Source organism: Duganella violaceipulchra, from assembly GCF_019166075.1.
Lineage (GTDB): Bacteria > Pseudomonadota > Gammaproteobacteria > Burkholderiales > Burkholderiaceae_D > Rugamonas > Rugamonas violaceipulchra.
In genome coordinates, this window is the sequence record NZ_JAHTGR010000003.1 from 357,634 (window position 1) to 377,646 (window position 20,013).

The 20,013-nt window shown below is 65.1% G+C and carries 19 protein-coding genes and 1 tRNA gene; 8 read left to right on the top strand and 12 right to left on the bottom strand.

What is annotated here, in order from left to right; genetic code table 11:
- The first annotated feature begins 33 nt into the window (after nucleotides 1-33).
- The 3 genes from KVP70_RS07575 to KVP70_RS07585 are packed head-to-tail and all read left to right on the top strand — an operon-like array spanning nucleotide 34 to nucleotide 1,841.
- Nucleotides 34-456, top strand: coding sequence for a PaaI family thioesterase (locus KVP70_RS07575; protein WP_217941527.1), 423 nt, complete (start codon nucleotides 34-36; stop codon nucleotides 454-456).
- 10 nt (nucleotides 457-466) lie between these two features.
- Complete coding sequence (locus KVP70_RS07580; RefSeq protein ID WP_229224666.1) at nucleotides 467-940, top strand: group I truncated hemoglobin; 474 nt, start codon at nucleotides 467-469, stop codon at nucleotides 938-940.
- A 19-nt stretch (nucleotides 941-959) separates the two neighbouring features.
- Nucleotides 960-1,841 (top strand): DUF3034 family protein, encoded by an 882-nt coding sequence (locus tag KVP70_RS07585; RefSeq protein ID WP_217941528.1) that lies wholly within the window; start codon nucleotides 960-962, stop codon nucleotides 1,839-1,841.
- Between the two features lie 11 nt (nucleotides 1,842-1,852).
- On the opposite strand, the gene cynS is transcribed toward KVP70_RS07585, so the two are convergent.
- The 6 genes from cynS to KVP70_RS07615 form a co-directional block, all read right to left on the bottom strand.
- Complete coding sequence (cynS, locus tag KVP70_RS07590) at nucleotides 1,853-2,296, bottom strand: cyanase (protein WP_217941529.1); 444 nt, start codon at nucleotides 2,294-2,296, stop codon at nucleotides 1,853-1,855.
- A gap of 156 nt (nucleotides 2,297-2,452) precedes the next feature.
- Nucleotides 2,453-2,968: a peroxiredoxin family protein gene (locus tag KVP70_RS07595; RefSeq protein WP_217941530.1), complete on the bottom strand. Its 516-nt coding sequence runs from the start codon at nucleotides 2,966-2,968 to the stop codon at nucleotides 2,453-2,455.
- Nucleotides 2,969-3,018: 50 nt separating this feature from the next.
- Complete coding sequence (locus KVP70_RS07600) at nucleotides 3,019-3,669, bottom strand: BON domain-containing protein (protein ID WP_217941531.1); 651 nt, start codon at nucleotides 3,667-3,669, stop codon at nucleotides 3,019-3,021.
- Nucleotides 3,662-4,258 (bottom strand): phosphoheptose isomerase, encoded by a 597-nt coding sequence (locus tag KVP70_RS07605; RefSeq protein ID WP_020703882.1) that lies wholly within the window; start codon nucleotides 4,256-4,258, stop codon nucleotides 3,662-3,664. Before KVP70_RS07605 ends, KVP70_RS07600 begins: the two co-directional genes overlap by 8 nt.
- A 57-nt stretch (nucleotides 4,259-4,315) precedes the next feature.
- A complete protein-coding gene (locus tag KVP70_RS07610; protein WP_217941532.1) occupies nucleotides 4,316-4,666 on the bottom strand; it encodes a YraN family protein in 351 nt (116 codons plus the stop codon).
- A 7-nt stretch (nucleotides 4,667-4,673) separates the two neighbouring features.
- Nucleotides 4,674-6,122, bottom strand: a complete 1,449-nt coding sequence (locus KVP70_RS07615) for a penicillin-binding protein activator (protein ID WP_229224667.1) — start codon at nucleotides 6,120-6,122, stop codon at nucleotides 4,674-4,676.
- Nucleotides 6,123-6,131: 9 nt separating this feature from the next.
- On the opposite strand from KVP70_RS07615, the gene rsmI reads away from it, so the two are divergent.
- Complete coding sequence (rsmI, locus tag KVP70_RS07620; RefSeq protein ID WP_217941533.1) at nucleotides 6,132-7,040, top strand: 16S rRNA (cytidine(1402)-2'-O)-methyltransferase; 909 nt, start codon at nucleotides 6,132-6,134, stop codon at nucleotides 7,038-7,040.
- On the opposite strand, the gene KVP70_RS07625 is transcribed toward rsmI, so the two are convergent.
- Nucleotides 7,041-7,670: a hypothetical protein gene (locus tag KVP70_RS07625; protein WP_217941534.1), complete on the bottom strand. Its 630-nt coding sequence runs from the start codon at nucleotides 7,668-7,670 to the stop codon at nucleotides 7,041-7,043. It abuts the gene before it with no gap.
- A 123-nt stretch (nucleotides 7,671-7,793) separates the two neighbouring features.
- Here KVP70_RS07625 and KVP70_RS07630 point away from each other — a divergent pair.
- From KVP70_RS07630 to KVP70_RS07645, 4 genes are all read left to right on the top strand, one after another.
- Nucleotides 7,794-7,870 (top strand) — tRNA-Pro (locus KVP70_RS07630).
- A 97-nt stretch (nucleotides 7,871-7,967) separates the two neighbouring features.
- The gene (locus tag KVP70_RS07635; protein WP_217941535.1) at nucleotides 7,968-8,696 is read left to right on the top strand and encodes a hypothetical protein; all 729 of its coding nucleotides are present in this window, start codon (nucleotides 7,968-7,970) and stop codon (nucleotides 8,694-8,696) included.
- A gap of 305 nt (nucleotides 8,697-9,001) precedes the next feature.
- Entirely contained in the window at nucleotides 9,002-11,767 is a 2,766-nt protein-coding gene (locus tag KVP70_RS07640) for a TonB-dependent receptor (RefSeq protein ID WP_217941536.1), read from the top strand.
- Complete coding sequence (locus KVP70_RS07645; protein WP_217941537.1) at nucleotides 11,768-14,122, top strand: beta-galactosidase; 2,355 nt, start codon at nucleotides 11,768-11,770, stop codon at nucleotides 14,120-14,122. It abuts the gene before it with no gap.
- Between the two features lie 3 nt (nucleotides 14,123-14,125).
- Here the strand turns inward: KVP70_RS07645 and KVP70_RS07650 are convergent, their stop codons facing one another.
- The 5 genes from KVP70_RS07650 to bioD form a co-directional block, all read right to left on the bottom strand.
- Complete coding sequence (locus tag KVP70_RS07650; protein ID WP_217941538.1) at nucleotides 14,126-15,037, bottom strand: hydroxymethylglutaryl-CoA lyase; 912 nt, start codon at nucleotides 15,035-15,037, stop codon at nucleotides 14,126-14,128.
- Nucleotides 15,038-15,970 (bottom strand): 2-hydroxyacid dehydrogenase, encoded by a 933-nt coding sequence (locus tag KVP70_RS07655; protein ID WP_217941539.1) that lies wholly within the window; start codon nucleotides 15,968-15,970, stop codon nucleotides 15,038-15,040. It lies immediately after the preceding gene.
- An 11-nt stretch (nucleotides 15,971-15,981) separates the two neighbouring features.
- Nucleotides 15,982-18,018, bottom strand: coding sequence for an acetyl/propionyl/methylcrotonyl-CoA carboxylase subunit alpha (locus KVP70_RS07660; protein ID WP_217941540.1), 2,037 nt, complete (start codon nucleotides 18,016-18,018; stop codon nucleotides 15,982-15,984).
- Nucleotides 18,019-18,162: 144 nt separating this feature from the next.
- Nucleotides 18,163-19,212, bottom strand: coding sequence for a biotin synthase BioB (bioB, locus tag KVP70_RS07665; protein ID WP_217941541.1), 1,050 nt, complete (start codon nucleotides 19,210-19,212; stop codon nucleotides 18,163-18,165).
- A 17-nt stretch (nucleotides 19,213-19,229) separates the two neighbouring features.
- On the bottom strand, nucleotides 19,230-20,012 hold the full coding sequence (gene bioD / locus KVP70_RS07670; RefSeq protein WP_217941542.1) for a dethiobiotin synthase: 783 nt from the start codon (nucleotides 20,010-20,012) through the stop codon (nucleotides 19,230-19,232).
- Nucleotide 20,013 lies beyond the last annotated feature (1 nt).

Here is a 20,013-nt window from a genome sequence, read left to right on the forward strand (position 1 = left end):
CGGGCCCAGGGCCCCCATTCGCGAAGGACACCTATGGACGCCAGCAAGTTCAACCCGGAATATTTCAACAGCTTCGGCAAGGGCACGCTGCCGGATCTGCTGGGCATCGTCATCACCGATGTGCGCGAAGGCGAGATCGTGGCCGAGTTCGCGGTCACGCCGCAGCATTTGGCGCCGAACGGCTACCTGCACGCCGGCAGCGTGGTGACGCTGGCCGACACCGCCTGCGGCTACGCCTGCTTCTCGCACCTGCCCGAGGGCGGACAGAGTTTCACCACCATCGAGCTGAAGTCGAATCACCTGGGCACGCTGCGCGACGGCGTGGTGGTGGCGACCGCGAAGGCGGTGCACCTGGGGCGCACCACCCAGGTCTGGGATGCGATCGTCACCAACAAGGCGAGCGGCAAGACCATCGCCCTGTTCCGCTGCACGCAGATGATTTTGTTCCCGAAATAGGAGGAATGGCATGCCGCATTTTTCCCGGATGGCCGGGCTGGGCCTGCTGTTGGCTTCGTCGCTGGCGATGGCGCAAACGCCTTACACCGATGACGCCACCTACGTCGGCCTGGGCGGCAAGGAGGGCATCAGGAAGATCGTCGACACCCTCATTCCGCTGGTGTTGGCCGATGCGCGCATCAAGGAAACTTTCGCCGACTTCGACATGATGCAGGTCGGCGCGCGCTTGCAGGAGCAGTTTTGCGAGTTTGCCGGCGGCCCGTGCAAGTACACAGGCAAATACCGCGACAAGACGATGGACGGCGTGGGCACCGTGCGCGACATGGCCACCGTGCACCAGGATTTGCAGATCACCAATGCGATGTTCAACGCGCTGACCGAGGACTTGCAGATCGCGATGGAGCGGAACCACGTGCCCAGCAGCGTATCGAACAAGCTGATCGCGAAACTGGCGCCGATGCAGCGCGTCATCGTCACCAAATGATGGCGCCGGGAGAAGCCCTATGAAACACCTCGTATCCGCACTGACCGCCGTGCTGGCCTGCGGCGGCGCGGCCGCGCAAGGCAAGCCGGACATGGGCAAGTTCCTCGCCACCGGCGGCGTCAGCCAGGTCGAAGGCGCGGGTGGCGGCGGCATCACACCGTGGGCGCTGATCAGCGGCTACGGCACGCGCGACAGCTGGGGCGCTAACGCGCACACCACGCGCCTGGCCACGCAGGACTACAAGCTCGACAGCTATGGGGTGGCGATGGGCATCGCCGACCGGCTGGAGATTTCGCTGGCCAATCAGGAGTTCAAGGGCAGCCTGGCGCCGCTGAACCTGCTCAACATTAAGCAGGACATCCTGGGCGTCAAAGTGAAGGTGGCGGGCGACGCCGTCTACGAGCAGGACAGCTGGATGCCGCAGGTGGCGATCGGCATGCTGTACAAGCGCAACAAGGGTGTGGGCGGCTTGGGCACGCTGGGCGTGAGCAATGTGATGCAACTGGGCGCCAGGGACGATCACGGCTATGACTACTACGTGGCGGCCACCAAGATCCTGTTCGAGCAGAGCTTGCTGCTAAACGGCACGCTGCGGGCGACCCGCGCCAACCAGATGGGCCTGCTGGGCTTTGGTGGCGACAAGGGCGACAGCCTGCGCCTGATGCCGGAAGTGTCGATGGCCTACCTGGTCAACCGCAAGCTGGCGGTGGGCGCCGAGTACCGCCGCAAGCCGCACAACCTGGGAGTGGACAACGAGAAGGCCTACTACGACGCGTTCGTGGCCTGGTTCCCTAGCAAGAATTTCTCGCTGACGGCCGCCTATGCCGAGCTGGGCGACATCACCGTCTTCAACCCGAAGAAACAGCACGGCTTGTACCTGTCGGCGCAAGCCGGCTTCTGACCCCGATGCCGTCAGTATGATTTGTAGGGCAGGAATTTGCCGCTCAGGACCACCTGCACGCGGTCGCCCTTGGGATCGGCTTCGCGCTGGATGTCCATCGAGAAGTCGATCGCGCTCATGATGCCGTCGCCGAATTCCTCGTGGATCAGTTCCTTGATGGTGGTGCCGTAGACGCTGACGATCTCGTACCAGCGGTAGATCAGCGGGTCGGTCGGCACCGCGGTCGGCAGCGAGCCCTTGTACGGCACGATCTGCAGCCACGCCGCTTCTTCGTCGGTCAGGCCGAACAGCGCCTGCGCCTTGTCGGCCTGGACGCGGTTGAAGGTCATCTGGCCCAACAGCGCGGCGGTGGTCCACTCCTTGCTCTGGCCAAATTCGCCGGCGAGCTCGGCCCAGCGCAGCTGTTTGGCGACTTTAACGGACAGGATTTTTTGGGTGACTTGGTTGCGATCCATGATGGCTTTCCGGTGGTTGAGGAGAGCCCTAAGTGATGCAAGCGCCGTGCCAGATAAAAAACCTCGGGGGTCAAGTCTGACATTCGGACACGAACTCTGCCGTAATGGACACTACGGCAGAGTTCGTGTCCGAATGTCAGACTTGACCCCCGCCGATTAGCCGCGCAGTGATTCTTCCAGCAGCTTGTGCAGGGCGGCGAAGTCCGGCTCGCCCAGGTAGCGCTTGAGGATCTTGCCATCCTTGCCGATGACGAAGGTGGTCGGCGTCATCGCTACGTTGCCATAGGCTTTGGCGGCCGAGCCGTCGGTGTCGAGCGCCACTTTGAACGGCAGCTGGCGGGTTTCGGCGTAGTTCAGCACGTAGTTCGGCGGGTCGTAGCTCATCGCCACGGCGACGAACTCCAGGCCCTGGCCCTTGAACTTGTTGTAGGTGTCGACCATCTTCGGCATCTCGCCCACGCAGGTGGTGCACGAGGTGGCCCAGAAATTGACCATCACCACCTTGCCGCGCAAGCTCTCCGGCGCGATCTTCTCGCCCTTGATGCTGACGAAGGTGATTTCCGGCGCGCTCTGGCGCTTGTTCAGCGACAGGTAGCCGCCAAAACCGATGGCGCCGATCAGCACGGCGGCCAGCACCGGCTTGATCCAGCCGGGGGATTGCGTCTTTTGCATGATGGACTCAGGCGTGGAAGGAGAGAAGGCCATTATAGACCTGCTCCGGATTACGAGTTGGACGCCGACTTGCTCGGCTGGAAGCTCTTCCACTCTTCCTCGGTGATGTATTCGAACACCTTGACCACCTTGTTCACGCCGCTGACGCCGCGCGCCACGTCGGCGCCGATCTGGCCTTCGCGCTGGGTCACGCGACCCATCAGGAACACCACGCCGCGCTCGGTCACCACCTGGTAGGAGTTGGCCGAGATGTCCTTCATGTCGACCAGGCTGGCCTTGACCTTGGTGGTGATCAGCGCGTCGTTCGAGCGCGAGGTGTAGCTCGACGGGCCGGCGATTTCCAGCTCGTTGATCACCGTCACCACGCCTTCGATGCCGCGCAGCTCGCGCTCGGCGGCGGCCTTCATGGCCTCGTCGCGCACTTCGCCGGTCAGCAGCGCCCGGCGGTTGAAACTGTTGATGTTGGTATGACCCGCGTCGCCGACGACGTTGTTGAGCTTGATGCTGCCCTTGACTTCGATCGCCCGGTCTTCCGTCTGCGCACCCAGGGTGCGGCGGTCGGTGGCGGCCAGCGTCCCGGAAATGGCGCCGCCCGCGACCAGCGCGACGCAGCCCGACAACGATGCCAGCATGGCGCCGCACAGCACGCTCATGGCCAGCGGCCGTTGTACTTTTTTCCAGATAACGCCGGGATTAGTCATTCGCATCTCCTCCGAATAGCGCGACGTCGATGCCGTCGCAAATGCAGTGTATGGTCACCAGATGGACTTCCTGGATACGGGCAGTACGGTCGGCCGGCACGCAGATGTGCACGTCGGCGTCGGTCAACATTTTGCCGATGGCGCCGCCGCCCTTGCCGGTCATGGCCACCACGCGCATTTCGCGCTCCAGCGCCGCTTCGATCGCCGCCATCACGTTGGCCGAGTTGCCCGAGGTGGAGAACGCCAGCAGGATGTCGCCGGCCTGGCCGAACGCCTGCACCTGCTTGGAAAAGATCTCGCGGTAGCTGTAGTCGTTGGCCACCGCCGTCAGGATCGACGTGTCGGTGGTCAGCGCCATGGCCGGCAGCGGGAAGCGTTCGCGCTCGAAGCGCCCCACCAGCTCGGCCGCGAAGTGCTGGGCGTCGGCGGCCGAACCGCCGTTGCCGCACACCAGAATCTTATTGCCGTTGGACAACGCCGAGAACATCAGCTCGATCGCTTGCGCGATGTGCGGAGCGAGGACGGTGGCGGACTGGATCTTGAGTTCGGCACTTTCGTGGAAGTGCGAGAGTATGCGTTGATTATTCATAGTGTGCTGATTATAGTGCAGCCGCACAGCGGCCCGGACAAGCGCTGTTAAAAATGCTTACATTTCCAGCGCATTTTGTATCCATGACAACTTTTCGCCGTCGATGGCCACCAGATCGAAGCGGCATGGCGGCGGCTGGCGGTAGCGCAGCAGGTAAAACTGGGCGGCGTGGACCAGCCGCCGCTGCTTGGCCGGGGTGACGCTGGCGGCCGCATCGCCGAAGCGGCCCAGGGCGCGGCGCCGCACTTCGACAAACACCAGGTGGGCGCCGTGCTGCATGATCAGGTCGATTTCGCCCACCTTGCACAGGAAATTGCGCTCGACCAGCACCAGCCCGGCCGCGCTCAGATGGGCCAGCGCCCGGTCTTCGCCGAACCGGCCCAACCGTTGTTGCGGGGTCTGCGGCATGGCGGCCTCACGGCGTGACCGGCAGCGGCACGCCGTTCTTATACACCGCCGGCTGCTCGATCCGCTCGAAAGCGGCCGCGCCCTGGCCGAAATCGATGGTCAGCCGACCGGTCACGCCGTCCAGGTGGAAGCGGCCGGCGCGGTGGCGGCCGATCTCGCGCGCCACCCGGTAGGCGTCGATGCCCAGCGCGTACAGGCGCTCGATGTCGGCGCTGTTCGATTGCAGCGGATGCGGGTAGACCATCACCGCCGGATGATCGCGCTGGATTTGCCACGGCAGGTCCAGCAGGCGCACGCCGTCCAGCTCCTGGGTCGGGCTGTTGCTGCCGCTGCCGGGGTTCAGCGCCGAGGTGCCGTAGATCGGCAGCGAGCGCAATTGCGGCGCCGGCGCCGGCACGGGCGGCGGCGGCAGCGCGTCGGCGGTGCTGAAGGTGGGATTGGTCGGCTCGCTGTTGAAGGCGTCGCCGAGGGCGCCGCGCAGCTGGCGGGTCTGGTCGGCGCTCATGGCCGAAAACAGCAGGCCGGGCGTGTCGTCGCGCAGGCGGGCGCGCAGCTGCACCAGTTCCGGGTCGCTGAGGTAGCCGTCGGGCGCGCTCAGCTCGACCATCTTGAGCGGCAGGCCGTGGCGCTGCCACTGGGCGGCGAAGGCGGCCGCCACGCGGCGCTGCCAGGGTGTGCCGGTGCTTAAAATGACGGCAGTGCTGCCGGGCAGGTCGGCGGCGGCCCACTGGGCGGCCTGGCGCGCTTCCTCCTCGATGGACAGGCCCATGGCCAGCATCTGCGGCGGCAGCGGCGCGGCGCCGGCCACGCCGTAGCCGTCCGGATAGTTCAGCGCGATGGTCGGTTTTTGCAGCAGGGGGCTGGCGCGGTCCGCCGCTGCGGCGATGGCCGCCACGGCGGAGCGCGCCAGCGGGCCGATGATGATGTCGTCCTGCTGCTGGGCGCGGGCGTAGCTGGCCAGCACGTCCTGCGGCACGTCGCCGGTTTCCACCACGGTGACGATGATGTTGTCGCGGTCGCGCTCCCAGGCCGCCAGGAAGCCGGCCCGCACCGACGACGCGGCCAGGCCCAGCGTTTCGGAGCGCAGCGGCAGCAGCAAGCTCATGCGGATTGGCGCGTTGGACGGTTGCGCCGCCTCGTCGGCGGCGCGCGCCGGGGCGGGCGCGGCGTCGGGTGTGACGCTCAGGCCGGCGCCGGTCGGGGCGGAGGGAGCGGTTCGGGCCGGCGGGGCCAGGCCCGGCAGCGTGACGGCGAAGGTTTCGGCGGGCGGCGGCGTCGGTTCCGGCGGTGGCTTGGGCAGCGGCGCCGGCTGCGCAGGCGGCAGCAGCGGGGCCGCCGCACTTGTATTTGATGAGCCGGGCGCGCACAATCCTCCGGGCGCATTGCAGAACGGCGTGCTGCACGCACTGACCAGCGCCGCAACCGTACACAGCAGCGACAACCTCACACTATTCATCCTACCCCCATGACCGCACAAGAATCCAGCTCCATCGCCACCCTGCCCGTGATGGGCGAAATGGCGCACCAGACCTATCCTAGCGCAACCTTGTACGTCGTGGCGACCCCGATCGGCAATGTGACGGATATCAGCCTGCGGGCGTTGCATGTCTTGAGCCTGGTCAACGCCGTGGCCTGCGAGGACACCCGCAACACCGCGCAGCTGATGACCCGCTTCGGCCTGCACAAGCCGCTGATCGCGGCCCACCAGCACAACGAGCGCGAAGTGGCGGAAACGCTGATCGCCCGGCTGCAGGCCGGCGAACGTATCGCGCTGGTGTCGGACGCCGGCACGCCGGCCGTGTCCGATCCGGGCGCGCGCATCGTCGACGCGGTGCGCGCGGCCGGCTTGCGCGTGCTGCCGCTGCCGGGCGCCTCGGCGGCGGTGACGGCCTTGTCGGCCAGCGGGCTGGTGAACGACCAGTTTTACTTCGTCGGCTTCCTGCCGGCCAAGGCCAAGCAGCGCGAGAACTTCCTCGGCACCTTGCGCGCGGTGACCGCGACGATGGTGTTCTACGAGGCGCCGCACCGCATCCTCGATTGCGCCACGGCGCTGGCGGCGGTGTTCGAGCCGGAGCGCCAGGTGGTGTTCGCGCGCGAGCTGACCAAGATGTTCGAGGAAATCCACCGCTGCCCGCTGTCCGAGGCGGAGGCGTGGATCAGGGCCGACGCGCACCGCGAAAAAGGCGAGTTCGTCGTGCTGCTGGCCGGCGCGCCGGCGGCCGAGGATGAGCAGGACGTGGAGGCCGAGCGCATCCTCAAGATCCTGTTGACCGAATGCTCGGTCAAGCAGGCGGCCAACCTGGCCGCGCTGATCACCGGCCACAAGAAGAACGCGCTGTACGACCGCGCCCTGCAGCTCAAGGGTGACGAGTAGTCAGAACTTGCAGCCGCTGTCCTTCTTGTCCAGCAGCCAGATGAGCGGGGCCAGCAGGCCGCCACCGCCCTTCCGGCAATCCGGCCGGGCGGCGCCCTGGATGTCGCGCGCCAGCTTGCTTTCGCGCTCGGGATACAGCGGATGGTCTTCCAGCTGCGCCACCGGCAGGCCGGCGCGGGCCGGGTCCTTGGCGTTGGCTTCCTTGCGGGCGGTTTTCAGCGCCGCGTCCATGTCGAATTGCTTCGGTTGCAGTTCCGGGTGCAGCGGATCGGGCGCGCTGCTGGCCGGTGCCGGCAGCGTGATCGCCTGCGCGGCGACCGGCGCTGGCTCGGCGGCTGGCGCTGGCGGGCTGGCACGGTTGGCGACCTGCGGCCGCTCGCGCTTGCGGGCCGGCTCCGCTTTCGGCCTCGGCGGCGGCTCCACCTTGGCCACGACCAGTTTTGGCGGCGCGGGCGTTCGCAGCCAGACCGTCATCGTCTGGGCCGGCCGCGGCGCCTCAGGCGCGGTCGGCGCCGCCAGCCGGTAGCCGAAGATCAGCGCCACATGCAGCACCAGCGAGACGACGATGCCCGCGCCTATTCCCGGCCGCCGCATCGGTGCGGGCTGGAGTTGGGTGAAAGTCGCGCTCATGGTTTTTTAGATAATTTGTGCACACCGCCATAATCTCACATTGAAAAAAAATCGCCATGGTACATACTGATTTCATAGTGACACTTGACGGATACTGGAGCAGCTTGTATTATGTTGCTTCTTCGGAGTGTGGCGCAGTCCGGTAGCGCACCTGGTTTGGGACCAGGGGGTCCAAGGTTCGAATCCTTGTACTCCGACCAAGATTCAAGAAAAAAGACTCAAGAGTTTCGGCTCTTGGGTCTTTTTTTTATCTTCAAATTACATAAGCACTTATGTAAATAGTGTTACCATCGAGCCATGAAACGACTTTCCCTCTTATTGCTGTTGCAGTGCCTGGTGCTGAATCCTGCGTTCGGCGGCGGCCAGGACGTTTCCGAGGCGGTGGTCGTCAGCGCCGCCAAGGACCCGGACTGGAAAACCTACCGCGCCTTCAGCGCCGGACTGGACATCTTCGAGCAGCAGCACCGCATGGCCCCCGGCGCATCGCTGCGCTTTGTGCTGTTGCCCAAGGCGCCCAACGCCTCGCTCAAGGATATCAAGCTGCGCATCGCCGGCGATGAGATGAGCCTGCCGCTTGCGGTCGCCGGGGACGGCACTTTCAGCGTGCCGCGCAGCGAGGCCGCGAGCAAGGAGGATGCCGAGTTGCTGCTCAACCGGAAGCCGGGCACGTTCCGCTGGCGCCCGGATGTGCGCACGCCAGGCGTGCCGCCCAACGCGCGCCGCCTGGGCGATCTGCGGCTGGAGTGCGCGGTGCGCTGGGCGGTCGAGCAATATGAGCTCCCTTACGTGATCCGCAAACTATTGAACGCGGCGGGCCAACCTTGCCTGAGCCCGCGGATCAAGGTCGACAATATCGCGCCGCGTCCGATCGCCGCCATGTACCTGACGCTGAACGGACGCCGCAGCCAGCTGCCGGCCAGCCTGCTGGAGGATGGCGGCACGGTCTACCTGGCCCCGGTCCACGACCAGGACTGGCCGGACGACGCGCTGCTGGAGTTCGATTTCGCCCCTGCCGCGTTGCATTGACGCCCCATTCATCTGCCTTCAGACATCCTATAACCGGCAAGCGAGCTATACGAATAGTTCATAGATCCGGTTGAATATGCAATTGGTTGCCAAACAAGCTCTTGCGTAATATGAAATGAGCGCGTGGTAAAACGCGCATATAAAAATTACGGAGAGACCATGCAACCGACAACGCTCAACTGGCCCATCGCCTGCTAGCTCGCCGCATCCGGCGAGCGCCTGTTCCTGACTATTAGAGTTTCGCGCCGTTCCAGGCAGGCATTCGCACATTCATTCATTCCTAAAAATAAAACACTGGAGACACAATGAAATTGAATACTTCGAAAACAATCATCGCCGCCGTCGTGGCTGAAATGTTGATGATGATGGGCGCGGCCGCGCAAACGTCGGGCGAAGCCAAGCCGCTCGATACCGGTTCCGTCGTCGTCGTCAGCGGCATCCGCGCCTCGCTGTCGTCGTCGCTGACGACCAAGCGCATCCAGGACGGCGTGGTCGACGCGGTCTCGGCCGAGGACGCCGGCAAATTCCCGGACACGAATATCGCCGAGTCCCTGCAGCGTGTTACCGGCGTGCAGATCCAGCGCAACAACGGCGAAGGCCGCTACATCTCCGTGCGCGGCCTGGGGCCCGAGTTCAACAATGTGCTGGTCAACGGCCGCACCATGACCAGCGACACCGGCGGCCGCGAATTCTCCTTCGACCTGCTGTCTTCCGACTTGATCTCGAAAGCGCTGGTCTACAAGACCTCGCAAGCCTTCCTGCCGGAGGGCGGCATCGGCTCGACGGTGGATATCCAGACCGCGCGTCCATTGTCGGGCAAGCTGGGCCACACGTCGGTGGTCAATGTGTCGGACTCCTACGACACGAACTCCAAGAAGAACACGCCCAATATCAGCGGCATGTATTCCTTCGCCAACGAGAACCGCACCCTGGGCGTGACCGGCTCGCTCTCCTACACCGACCGCGCCTCCAAGCAGAACAAGGCCGTCAACGACGGCTGGAACTACCGCGACGTTTCCATGATCAACGGCGACCTCAACTCCAAAGGGTTGACGATGGCCGACGTGACCACCAAAAAGCTCTACATGCCGCAGAGCTATGGCTTCCAGCAGGAGTACGAAAGCCGCAAGCGCCTGGTCGGCAACCTGACGGTGCAATACAACCCGTCGCCGACCTGGAAACTGACGGCGGACGCGCTGTACTCGCGCCTTGACCAGAAGAACGACGTGATCGCGTTCAGCGACTGGAACAATCCGCAGCAGCTCGGCATCAAGACCGATTCCAACAACCAGGTCACCAGCTTCCTGCGGCCCGGCTCGATCTTCTACGCGAACAACCCGGCGATCGCCGGCAGCGGCAAGCTGCTGGGTGAAGCCAACTCGAACGACATGATCGTCAAGGGCGGCGACCGCCTGTCCACCACGCAGGCGTTCGGCCTGAACTCGAAATGGGCGCTGGCGCCGGAGCTGAAACTGGAAGGCGATATCTCCAACTCGCGCACCACCTCCAAGTCGCCGAACATGTGGATCGTGGCCGGCATGGTGCCCAAGAACGGCGACGTGCTGACCTTCGGCGCCACGCCTGGCGTGGTGTTCGGCGACGGCATCGCCGATCCGAGCGCGGTGCGCGCGCACGCCGTCTCGTACGGCGACATCCGCAATCTCGACGATTTGCAGGAAGGCCGTTTCAGCCTGGCCTGGAATCACGAGATGGGCTATTTCAAGGGCATCGACACCGGCATGGCCTACTCGCAGCGCAACGTCGAGCGCACGCAGTGGAACAACGACGCCTGGAACGCCTTCAGCGGCTACCACGTTGCCCTGCCGTCGTCGCTGTTCACCGTAACGCCAATGGATAATTTCCTGGGCAATGGCGCACAGATTCCAAGCGCCTATCTGCGCTTCAATCCGTACGAGTACATGAACTATCTGAACCAGCCGTCGCTGCTGGCGCAATCGAACGATCCGGCGCTGTATCTGGACAAGAGCAAGTATCCGAACGGCCCGATGGCGATCGACTACACCAAGCCGGACATGTGGGGCGTGAAGGAGAAAGTATCGAGCTTCTTCCTGGACTCCAAATGGGAAGGCGCGGGCTGGTCGGCCAATGCCGGCATGCGCGTGGTGCACGTGAACTCGTCGTCGACCGGCATCAGCCGCGTGCTGCTGTCGGCAACCAAGAGCCCCAACGACACGACCTACATCCTGAACTGGGGCCCGACCGCCGTCAACACCGTCACCAACAGCTACAACAGCTTCCTGCCGTCCGCCAATCTGAAGTTCGACCTGACGGCCGACATGATGCTGCGCCTGGCCGCATCGAAGACCGAGACCCGTCCTACCCTGAACCAGATGGGCGTCAGTAATTCCTACGGCGGCCGTTATGGCGACGTGCAAACCGGTGGCGGCAATCCTTACCTGAAGCCGATGCAGTCGAAGAACTACGACCTGTCGTACGAATGGTATCTGTCGAAGACCAACTACGTCAGCCTCGCCGTCTTCCGCAAAGACGTCTCCAACTTCCTGGAGACCAAGATGGTGGACATGAAGATCCCACAGTACACGGAAGTGGTGCATGACACCCGCGTGCGCAACGGACAGGAAGGCAAGATCAAAGGCGTGGAACTGGCCGGCCAGTACGCCTTCGACGACAACATCTCCTGGCTGAAGGGCTTCGGCGTCGCCGCCAACTACACCTACGTGGATGCCAGCGCGACCCGCGAGACCGATAGCAGCACGCCGGCTTGCGGCTATCCTGGCCTGTCGCCGCAGTCGTACAACGGCTCGCTGTTCTACGAGAACGACAAGTTCATGGCGCGGGTCAGCTACAACTGGCGTAACCACTTCTCCGTCGATTGCGGCGGCGGCAGCACCCTGCCGCGCAACCGCGCAGCCTACGGTCAGACCGACGCCAGCCTGCGCTACAATCTGACGCCGAAGATGGCGCTCTACGCCGACTTCATCAACCTGGCCAACTCGCGAATGCATGAATATGCCAACAACGAAACGCAGTTCCTCACCCTGGAAGATGTCGGCCGCCGCGCCAACGTTGGCCTGCGAGTGGCATTCTAAATGATGCGAGCGAACCTGCCCCGCCGCCGCCTGCTGCAAGGCGCCGCTGCCGTCGCCGGCGGCGCCCTGCTGCCTATCCATGCCGGCGCGCAAGCGGCGCCGCGCTTCGCGGTCGGCGCCAGTGATTTTCTCATCGACGGCAAACCGTTCCAGATCCGTTGCGGCGAAATGCACTTCGCCCGCGTGCCGCGCGAGTACTGGGGCCATCGCCTGAAAGCCATCAAGGCGATGGGCCTGAACACGGTGTGCGCCTATCTGTTCTGGAACTACCACGAGTGGCGCGAAGGGAAGTTCGACTGGAGCGGCCAGCGCGATGCGGTGGAGTTCTGCCGGCTCGCGCAGCAGGAAGGGCTGTGGGTGATCCTGCGTCCCGGTCCCTACGCCTGCGCCGAATGGGAGATGGGCGGCCTGCCGTGGTGGCTGTTGAAGAAGAATCCGGGCGATGCCTTCCTGCGCACGCGCGATCCGGCCTTTATCGATCCGGCGCGGCGCTATTTGAATGAAGTTGGCCGCGTGCTCGGGACTATGCAGGTGACCCAGGGCGGCCCGATCTTGATGGTCCAGGTGGAGAACGAGTACGGCTTCTTCGGCGAAGACCTGGACTACATGCGCGTGCTGCGCCAGGCGCTGCTCGACGCCAGGTTCGACGTGCCGCTGTTCCAGTGTAATCCGACCAATGCGGTCGCCAAGACGCACATTCCCGGCATGCTCTCGGTGGCCAATTTCGGCAGCGATCCGGCCAGCGGTTTCAAGGCGCTGGCGGCGGTGCAGCAGGCGCCGCTGATGTGCGGCGAATACTACTCCGGCTGGTTCGACACCTGGGGCAACCCGCATCGTCGCGGCGACAATACCAGCGCCGTCATCGACATCCAGGCCATGCTCAAGGCGAACGGTTCGTTCAGCCTTTACATGGCGCACGGCGGCACGACGTTCGGCCTCTGGGGCGGCTGCGACCGTCCCTTCCGGCCGGACACCACCAGCTACGACTACGACGCGCCGATCAGCGAAGCGGGATGGATGGGCGCCAAGTTCAACGCCTATCGCGAAGGCATGCGGCCGTTCTTGGCGGCGGGCGAAGTGCTGCCCGAACCGCCGGCACGCAATCCCGTCATGCGCATCGACGCGTTTGCGTTGAGCGAGTCGGCGCCGGTGCTGGCCAATCTGCCGGCGCGGACGATCAAGGCCGTGTCGCCGGAGCCGATCGAACAGTACGACATCAGCCGGGGACTGGTGGCCTATCGCGTGCAGCTGCCGGCCGGTCCGGCGGGCTTGCTGGCCGCCGCCAAGGTGCGCGACCTGGCCTGGGTCTACATCGACGGCAAGCAGGTGGGAACGCTCGATACGCGCCATCGCCGCTTCTCGGTCGCCGTGCCGGCGCGCAGCAAGCCCGTGACGGTGGAGATCCTGCTGTACACCATCGCGCGGGTGAACTTCGGGCTGGAAGTCCATGACCGCAAGGGCTTGCATGGTCCGGTGACGTTCACCACCAAGGACGGCGCCGCGCAGACGCTGGAGAACTGGGAAATCCGCGCCATCGATTTTGATGCCGACGGCGTGCTGCCGCCGCTGTCGTTCAAGCGCGGACGCGCCAAGGGTCCGGCCTTCTGGCGCGGCGGCTTCGAGGCCGGCCGGCAGGCCGACACCTTCCTCGACATGTCCAGCTGGGGACAGGGCATTGTGTGGATCAACGGCCGCTGCCTGGGCCGCTACTGGAGCATCGGACCGACGCAGACCATGTACCTGCCCGGCCCGTGGATCAGGAAGGGCCGCAACGAAATCGTGGTGCTCGACCTGACCGGCCCGCGCAGCGCCCGTATCGCCGGTCTGACGGAGCCGATACTCGACCAGCTCAATCCGGAGCTGGACCTGGCGCGGCCAGCCAGCACGGTCAAGCCGGCGCTGGAAGGCATCGCGCCGGCGCAGGCGGGCGAGTTTGCCGCCGGCGGCGCGACCCAGGATGTGCTGTTTGCCGCACCGGTCAAAGGCCGCCAGTTCTGTCTTGAATCGCTGAGCGCCTTCGACGGCAAGCAGTACGCGGCGGTGGCCGAGATTTCACTGCTGGGCAAGGACGGCAAGACCATCAACCAGCAATCGTGGACGATCGCCTACGCCAGCAGCGAGGAGTTGAAGAAGGAGGATGGATCGGCGCTCAACGCCATCAACGGACAGGCGTCGGATCACTGGCACACCGCGTTTTCCGGCGGGACCGGCCACCCGCACCAGCTGATCATCGATCTTGGTCAGCAGGTGGAGGTGGCGGGCGTGCGCTACATGCCGCGCCAGGGGCCCGACACCGTCACCGGGCGTATCAGGCAGTACCGCATGTACGTCGCGGACAAACTGGTCCGCGAGTGATGCTTAGCCGGCGCGCTTGGCGGCGATGGCGTTGCCGGCGCGGCTGGCGCCTTTGCGTCCCAGGAACTGCGAGATGAACTGGCCGGCGTCGACCACGATATCGAGGTCGATGCCGGTTTCAATCCCCAAACCCTGCATCATGTACAGCACGTCCTCGGTGGCCACGTTGCCAGTGGCGCCCTTGGCGTATGGGCAGCCGCCCAGGCCCGACACCGACGAGTGATAAATCGTGATGCCCAGCTCCAGACCGGCGTAGATGTTGGCCAGCGCCTGTCCATACGTGTCGTGGAAGTGGCCGGACAAACCGTCCAGGCGGAAGGCGCGGATCGCCGTCTCCATCACCGCCTGCGTCTTGCGCGGCGTGGCGACGCCGATGGTGTCGGCGATGTCGATCTCGTCGCAACCCAGGTCGCGCATGCGGCCCACCACGTCGGCCACCGCATCCAGCGGCACTTCGCCCTGATATGGGCAACCGAACGAACAGCTGATGCTGCCGCGCAGTCGCAAACCGTTATCCTTGGCCGCTTTCGCCACGCCTTCAAAGCGCGCGATCGATTCGGCGATCGAGCAGTTGATGTTCTTCTGCGAGAACGCTTCCGAGGCCGAACCGAAGATCACCACCTCGTCCGCCTTGGCCGCCAGCGCCGCCTCGAAGCCCTGCATGTTCGGCGTCAGCGCCGAGTAGATCACGCCCGGCTTGCGCGTGATCGCGGCCATCACCTCTTTGCTGGTGGCCATCTGCGGCACCCACTTCGGCGACACGAACGATGCCGCTTCGATGTTCTGGAAACCGGCGCTGGCCAGGCGGTTCACCAGCTCGATTTTTACCTCGGCGGGTACGCTCTCTTTTTCATTTTGCAGGCCGTCACGCGGGCCGACTTCGACGATCTTTACCTGTTTCGGCAAACTGTTCATTCAATATCCTCGGTTGCGGTCGACCACCCCGGCGACTGTCTCGCCCTTCGCGGTCTTGCGGATTTTTTCGGCGATCTGCTGCACGCTCTCGCGGCGCAAGGTCAGCGCCGAGATGTGCGGCGTGATCGTGATGCGCGGCTCCTGCCAGAACGGGTGCTGCGTCGGCAGCGGCTCGTTGCGGAACACGTCCAGCGTGGCGGCGGCGATGTGGCCGGACTTGATCAGCGCGAGCAGGTCCGGTTCGGCCACATGCGCGCCGCGCGCGACGTTGATCAGGTACGAGCCTTGCGGCAGCTTGCACATATTGGTGCGGTTGAGCAGGTTGTTGGTGTCCGGCGTCAGCGGCAGCATGCAGACCAGCACGCGGCTGCCGCGCAGGAAGGTGTCCAGGCCATCGGCGCCGTGGAAGCACTGCACGCCCTGCATGCTCTTCTCGGTGCGGCTCCAGCCGCGCAGCGGGAAGCCGAACGGCGCCAGCGCCTCGAGCACGCGCGTACCCAGCACGCCCATGCCCAATACGCCGACCGCGAAGTCTTCCTTCGGATGCTGCGGCAGCGGCAGCCACTGGCCGGCGCGCGCCTGGGTTTCGTACTCGTCGAAGCGGCGGAAATAACGCAGCACCGAATAGGTCACATATTCCGCCATTTGCAGCGCCATGCCGGCGTCTTCCAGGCGGATGATGGGAATGTGCGGCGGCAGCGCGTCGCTGAACTTCAGCAGCGCGTCGACGCCGGCGCCGGTGACGAAGATCGCCTTTACCTGCGCCAGGTCCGCCTGCATCGCTTCCGGCGGCGCCCACACTACCGCGTAGTCGCAGGCCTGGCACTTTTCGCCGGCATGCCAGATTTCGACTTCGGCTTCCGGCAGGTACTTGGCAAAGTCCTTGATCCACGGCTCGGTCTTGCCGTCCGCCCGATGTAAAAGAATACGCATGATGTCCTCCTTTACGCCGTCTTGAAGGCCAGCAGCGGCGCACCGTCGGCCACCTGGTCGCCCACGCTGTACAGGATTTCGTCGACCACACCATCGTGCGGCGCTGCGATGGTGTGCTCCATTTTCATGGCTTCCATGATGACCAGGGCATCGCCCTTCTTCACTTCCTGCCCTTTGGCGGCCAGCACGGCGACCACCTTGCCTGGCATCGGCGCGGTCAGGCGGCCGCCTTCGGACTCGGTCTCGCCGGCGTGCGCCATCGGATCGTTGTAGGCCAGCGGATAGTGCGCGCCGTTGGTGAACACGTGCAGCATGTCGCCGTCGCGGCGCACGGTGCCGTGCACGGCGCGTTCGCCCAGCTTGATGCTGATGTCATTGCCGTCCTGCGACATCAGGCTCAGTACCTGCGGCTGCGCCGTGCCGACGCTGAACAGCCAATCGGTGGCGCGGTAGCTGACGTTGACGCCATACGGCTTGGCCGCCGCGAACTCGTCGCCGAACGACAACGCGCGCAGGTAAGGATGGTTCATGCGCCAGCCCAGCGCCTGGCCCCAAGGGTCGGCGGCGTTGGCGCCGGATTGAGCGGCGGAGCGGTCCTTCTCTGATTCGATCAGTGATACGGCGGCCAGCGCCAGCGCGGCGTCCGGCGCGGCTTGCGCGGCCGGGAACAGCGCGTCGTGATTGCGTTCGATCAGGCCCGTATCCAGGTCGGCCGTCGAGAAGGCCTGGCCTTCGACCAGGCGTTTCAGGAAGGCGATGTTGGTGGCCAGGCCGACGATCTGGTACTGCGACAGCGCCTGCGCCATGCGGGCCAGCGCTTGCTTGCGGTCCGCGCCCCAGACGATCAACTTGGCGATCATCGGATCGTAGAACGGCGAGATCGCATCGCCCGCGCGCACGCCGGAATCGATACGCACGCCGGCCGGCAGGTTGACGGCGCCGCCCAGCTCAAAGGCGACCGCGCCCGGCGTCTCCATGTGGCGCAGCGTGCCGATCGACGGCAGGAAGCCTTTCTCCGGATTCTCGGCATAGATACGCGCTTCGATCGAGTGGCCGTTGATGGCCAGTTCGTGCTGCTGCTTGGGCAGCGGTTCGCCGGCGGCCACGCGCAGCTGCCATTCCACCAGGTCGGTCCCGGTGATCATTTCGGTGACCGGGTGTTCCACTTGCAGGCGGGTGTTCATCTCCATGAAGTAGAACGAGCCGTCCTGGTTGGCGATGAATTCCACCGTGCCGGCGCCGACGTAGCCGACGGCCTTGGCGGCGGCGACCGCGGCTTCGCCCATCGCCGCGCGGCGTTCGGCCGGCATGTTCGGCGCTGGTGCTTCTTCCAGCACTTTCTGGTGGCGGCGCTGCACCGAGCAATCGCGCTCGAACAGGTAGATGCAGTTGCCGAGGGTATCGGCAAACACCTGGATTTCAATGTGGCGCGGACGCTGGAGGTATTTCTCCGCCAGCACCTTGTCGTCGCCGAAGGAACTGATCGCCTCGCGCTTGCACGACGCCAGCGCGTCCTTGAACTGCGCCGAGTTCTCGATCACGCGCATGCCCTTGCCACCACCGCCGGCCGAAGCCTTCAGCAGCACCGGGTAGCCGATCTTGTCGGCCTGCGCGTGCAGGAAGTCGGCGTCCTGCTGCTCGCCGTGATAGCCCGGCACCAGCGGCACGTTGGCTTTCTCCATCAACTGCTTGGCGGCGGACTTGGAGCCCATCGCGCGCATCGCCGACGCAGGCGGGCCAATGAACACCAGGCCCGCTTCGGCGCAGGCGTCGGCGAATTCGGCGTTCTCGGACAGGAAACCATAGCCGGGATGGATCGCTTGCGCGCCGGTGGCCTTGGCGACGGCGATGATTTTCTCGCCGCGCAGATAGCTTTCCTTGGCGGCGGCGGGGCCGATCAGCACCGCTTCATCGCATACCGCCACGTGCTTGGCGTTGGCGTCCGCCTCCGAGTACACGGCGACGGTCTTGATGCCCATGCGGCGCGCGGTGGCGGCCACACGGCAGGCGATTTCACCACGGTTGGCGATCAGTATTTTTGTAAACATGGTCTCTCTCTTTGCAGCTTGTGGCTGGAAGTTTTTTTATTGAGTCTGTAAACCCGAGGCTTCGATGGGTCTGGGGAGGGGCTACGCCCCGCCGGTCCCAATGGGCCCGGCCCCCGTTCGGGGTCAGACCCCCGGCTTGCGGGGTTAGCAGCCGCACTTCTCCTTCGGTGCCGAGTCCAGCACGGCGCCGCGGGTTTTCAGGCCCAGTTTGTTCAGCAGCGCGCGGTCGTCTTCCGCTTCCGGGTTATCGGTGGTCAGCAGCTTGTCGCCGTAGAAGATCGAGTTGGCGCCGGCCAGGAAGCACATGGCTTGCACCGCTTCGCCCATCTGGCGGCGGCCCGCCGACAGGCGCACGCGCGCCTTAGGCATCGTGATGCGGGCGACGGCGATGGTGCGCACGAATTCGAACGGGTCCAGCGGGTCCATGCCATACAGCGGCGTGCCTTCCACCTGCACCAGATGGTTGACCGGCACCGACTCAGGATACGGATTCAAGTTGGCCAGCTGCGCGATCAAACCGGCGCGCTGCAGGCGCGACTCGCCCATGCCGACGATGCCGCCGCAGCAAACCTTCAGGCCCGCTTCGCGGATGCGGCCCAGCGTGTCCAGGCGGTCCTGGTATTCGCGGGTCGAGATCACGTTGTCGTAGAACTCGGGCGCGGTATCCAGGTTGTGGTTGTAGTAATCGAGGCCGGCGGCCTTCAGGCGCTCGGCCTGTTTTTCTTCCAGCATGCCCAGCGTGGCGCAGGTCTCCAGGCCCAGCGCCTTCACTTCGCGCACCATCTCTTCGACCTTTTCCATGTCGCGGTCCTTGGGGCTGCGCCATGCGGCGCCCATGCAGAAGCGGGTGGCGCCGTTGTCCTTGGCCTGGCGGGCCGCATCGAGCACGGTGTCGATGTCGAGGATCTTCTTGGCTTCGACGCCGGTGTCGTAGCGCGCCGCCTGCGGGCAGTAGCCGCAGTCTTCCTCGCAGCCGCCGGTCTTGATCGACAGCAGCGTGGCCAGTTCGACGTCGCCGTCCGGGAAGTTGGTGCGGTGGGTTTGCTGTGCGCGGAACATCAGATCATTGAACGGCAGGTCGAACAATGCCATCACGTCTTCCAGCGGCCACGTCGCGGCAGGCGGCAAGGTGATGGCGGCCGTCGGACGGTGCAGCGAAACGGTTTTCGGTTCTTGGAGGGTGTTCTGGGACATCGTGTTTCCTTCTTCGTTCAAAGTTTGTACTGAGCTGGCCAATTCGGCAGCTGCGTAAAATCGATATGGGCGGCGGCGGCTTGCCCGCCGGGTTCGGCCAGGCGCGGCACGCGGCCCAGCAGCGGTGCGCTGATGCGCTGTTCCAGCGCGGCGACGTTTTCGTCGGCGAAGGCCATGTCGTCCTGCGTTTCGTTGGCGACCCAGCCGGCCAGGCGCAGGCCGCGCGCTTCGATCGCTTCCACCGTCAGCAGCGCATGGCTGATGCAGCCCAGCCGCAGACCGACCACCAGCACCACCGGCAGGTCGAGCTGCTCGGCCAGGTCGGCGGTGTCGAAATCATCGTTCAGCGGCACGCGGAAGCCACCCACGCCTTCCACCACCGTCGCGTCGGAGGCGGCGTTGATCTCGACGTAGGCCGCCAGGATAGGCACCGGTGAAATCGTCACGCCTTCCAGCGCGGCGGCGATGTGCGGCGCGGCCGGTTCCTTCAGCAGGAACGGCGTGGTGAGCGATTGCGGCAGGTGGACATTGCCGGCGGCGGCCAACTGGTCGCAGTCGTCGTTGTGCCAGGCGCCGTCGCGCAGTTCGGCGCCGGCGGCCACCGGCTTCATGCCGCAGGCGCGCACGCCGGCCTGCACCAGCGCGTGCAGCATCGCCGATGAGACCAGCGTCTTGCCGATTTCGGTGTCTGTGCCGGTGACAAAACAGCTGAAACGCGGCGGCAGGCCGGCGGCGACCGGTGCCGGCTGCACCTGCGTGCGCGGAGTTTCCACAGCTATGACGGGATCGTCGAGACTCATA

Coding starts and splice junctions, on each gene's coding strand:
- KVP70_RS07575 (WP_217941527.1), top strand. CDS start 34: ATGGACGCCAGCAAGTTCAACCCGGAATATTTCAACAGCTTCGGCAAG.
- KVP70_RS07580 (WP_229224666.1), top strand. CDS start 467: ATGCCGCATTTTTCCCGGATGGCCGGGCTGGGCCTGCTGTTGGCTTCG.
- KVP70_RS07585 (WP_217941528.1), top strand. CDS start 960: ATGAAACACCTCGTATCCGCACTGACCGCCGTGCTGGCCTGCGGCGGC.
- cynS (WP_217941529.1), bottom strand. CDS start 2,296: ATGGATCGCAACCAAGTCACCCAAAAAATCCTGTCCGTTAAAGTCGCC.
- KVP70_RS07595 (WP_217941530.1), bottom strand. CDS start 2,968: ATGCAAAAGACGCAATCCCCCGGCTGGATCAAGCCGGTGCTGGCCGCC.
- KVP70_RS07600 (WP_217941531.1), bottom strand. CDS start 3,669: ATGACTAATCCCGGCGTTATCTGGAAAAAAGTACAACGGCCGCTGGCC.
- KVP70_RS07605 (WP_020703882.1), bottom strand. CDS start 4,258: ATGAATAATCAACGCATACTCTCGCACTTCCACGAAAGTGCCGAACTC.
- KVP70_RS07610 (WP_217941532.1), bottom strand. CDS start 4,666: ATGCCGCAGACCCCGCAACAACGGTTGGGCCGGTTCGGCGAAGACCGG.
- KVP70_RS07615 (WP_229224667.1), bottom strand. CDS start 6,122: ATGAATAGTGTGAGGTTGTCGCTGCTGTGTACGGTTGCGGCGCTGGTC.
- rsmI (WP_217941533.1), top strand. CDS start 6,132: ATGACCGCACAAGAATCCAGCTCCATCGCCACCCTGCCCGTGATGGGC.
- KVP70_RS07625 (WP_217941534.1), bottom strand. CDS start 7,670: ATGAGCGCGACTTTCACCCAACTCCAGCCCGCACCGATGCGGCGGCCG.
- KVP70_RS07635 (WP_217941535.1), top strand. CDS start 7,968: ATGAAACGACTTTCCCTCTTATTGCTGTTGCAGTGCCTGGTGCTGAAT.
- KVP70_RS07640 (WP_217941536.1), top strand. CDS start 9,002: ATGAAATTGAATACTTCGAAAACAATCATCGCCGCCGTCGTGGCTGAA.
- KVP70_RS07645 (WP_217941537.1), top strand. CDS start 11,768: ATGATGCGAGCGAACCTGCCCCGCCGCCGCCTGCTGCAAGGCGCCGCT.
- KVP70_RS07650 (WP_217941538.1), bottom strand. CDS start 15,037: ATGAACAGTTTGCCGAAACAGGTAAAGATCGTCGAAGTCGGCCCGCGT.
- KVP70_RS07655 (WP_217941539.1), bottom strand. CDS start 15,970: ATGCGTATTCTTTTACATCGGGCGGACGGCAAGACCGAGCCGTGGATC.
- KVP70_RS07660 (WP_217941540.1), bottom strand. CDS start 18,018: ATGTTTACAAAAATACTGATCGCCAACCGTGGTGAAATCGCCTGCCGT.
- bioB (WP_217941541.1), bottom strand. CDS start 19,212: ATGTCCCAGAACACCCTCCAAGAACCGAAAACCGTTTCGCTGCACCGT.
- bioD (WP_217941542.1), bottom strand. CDS start 20,012: ATGAGTCTCGACGATCCCGTCATAGCTGTGGAAACTCCGCGCACGCAG.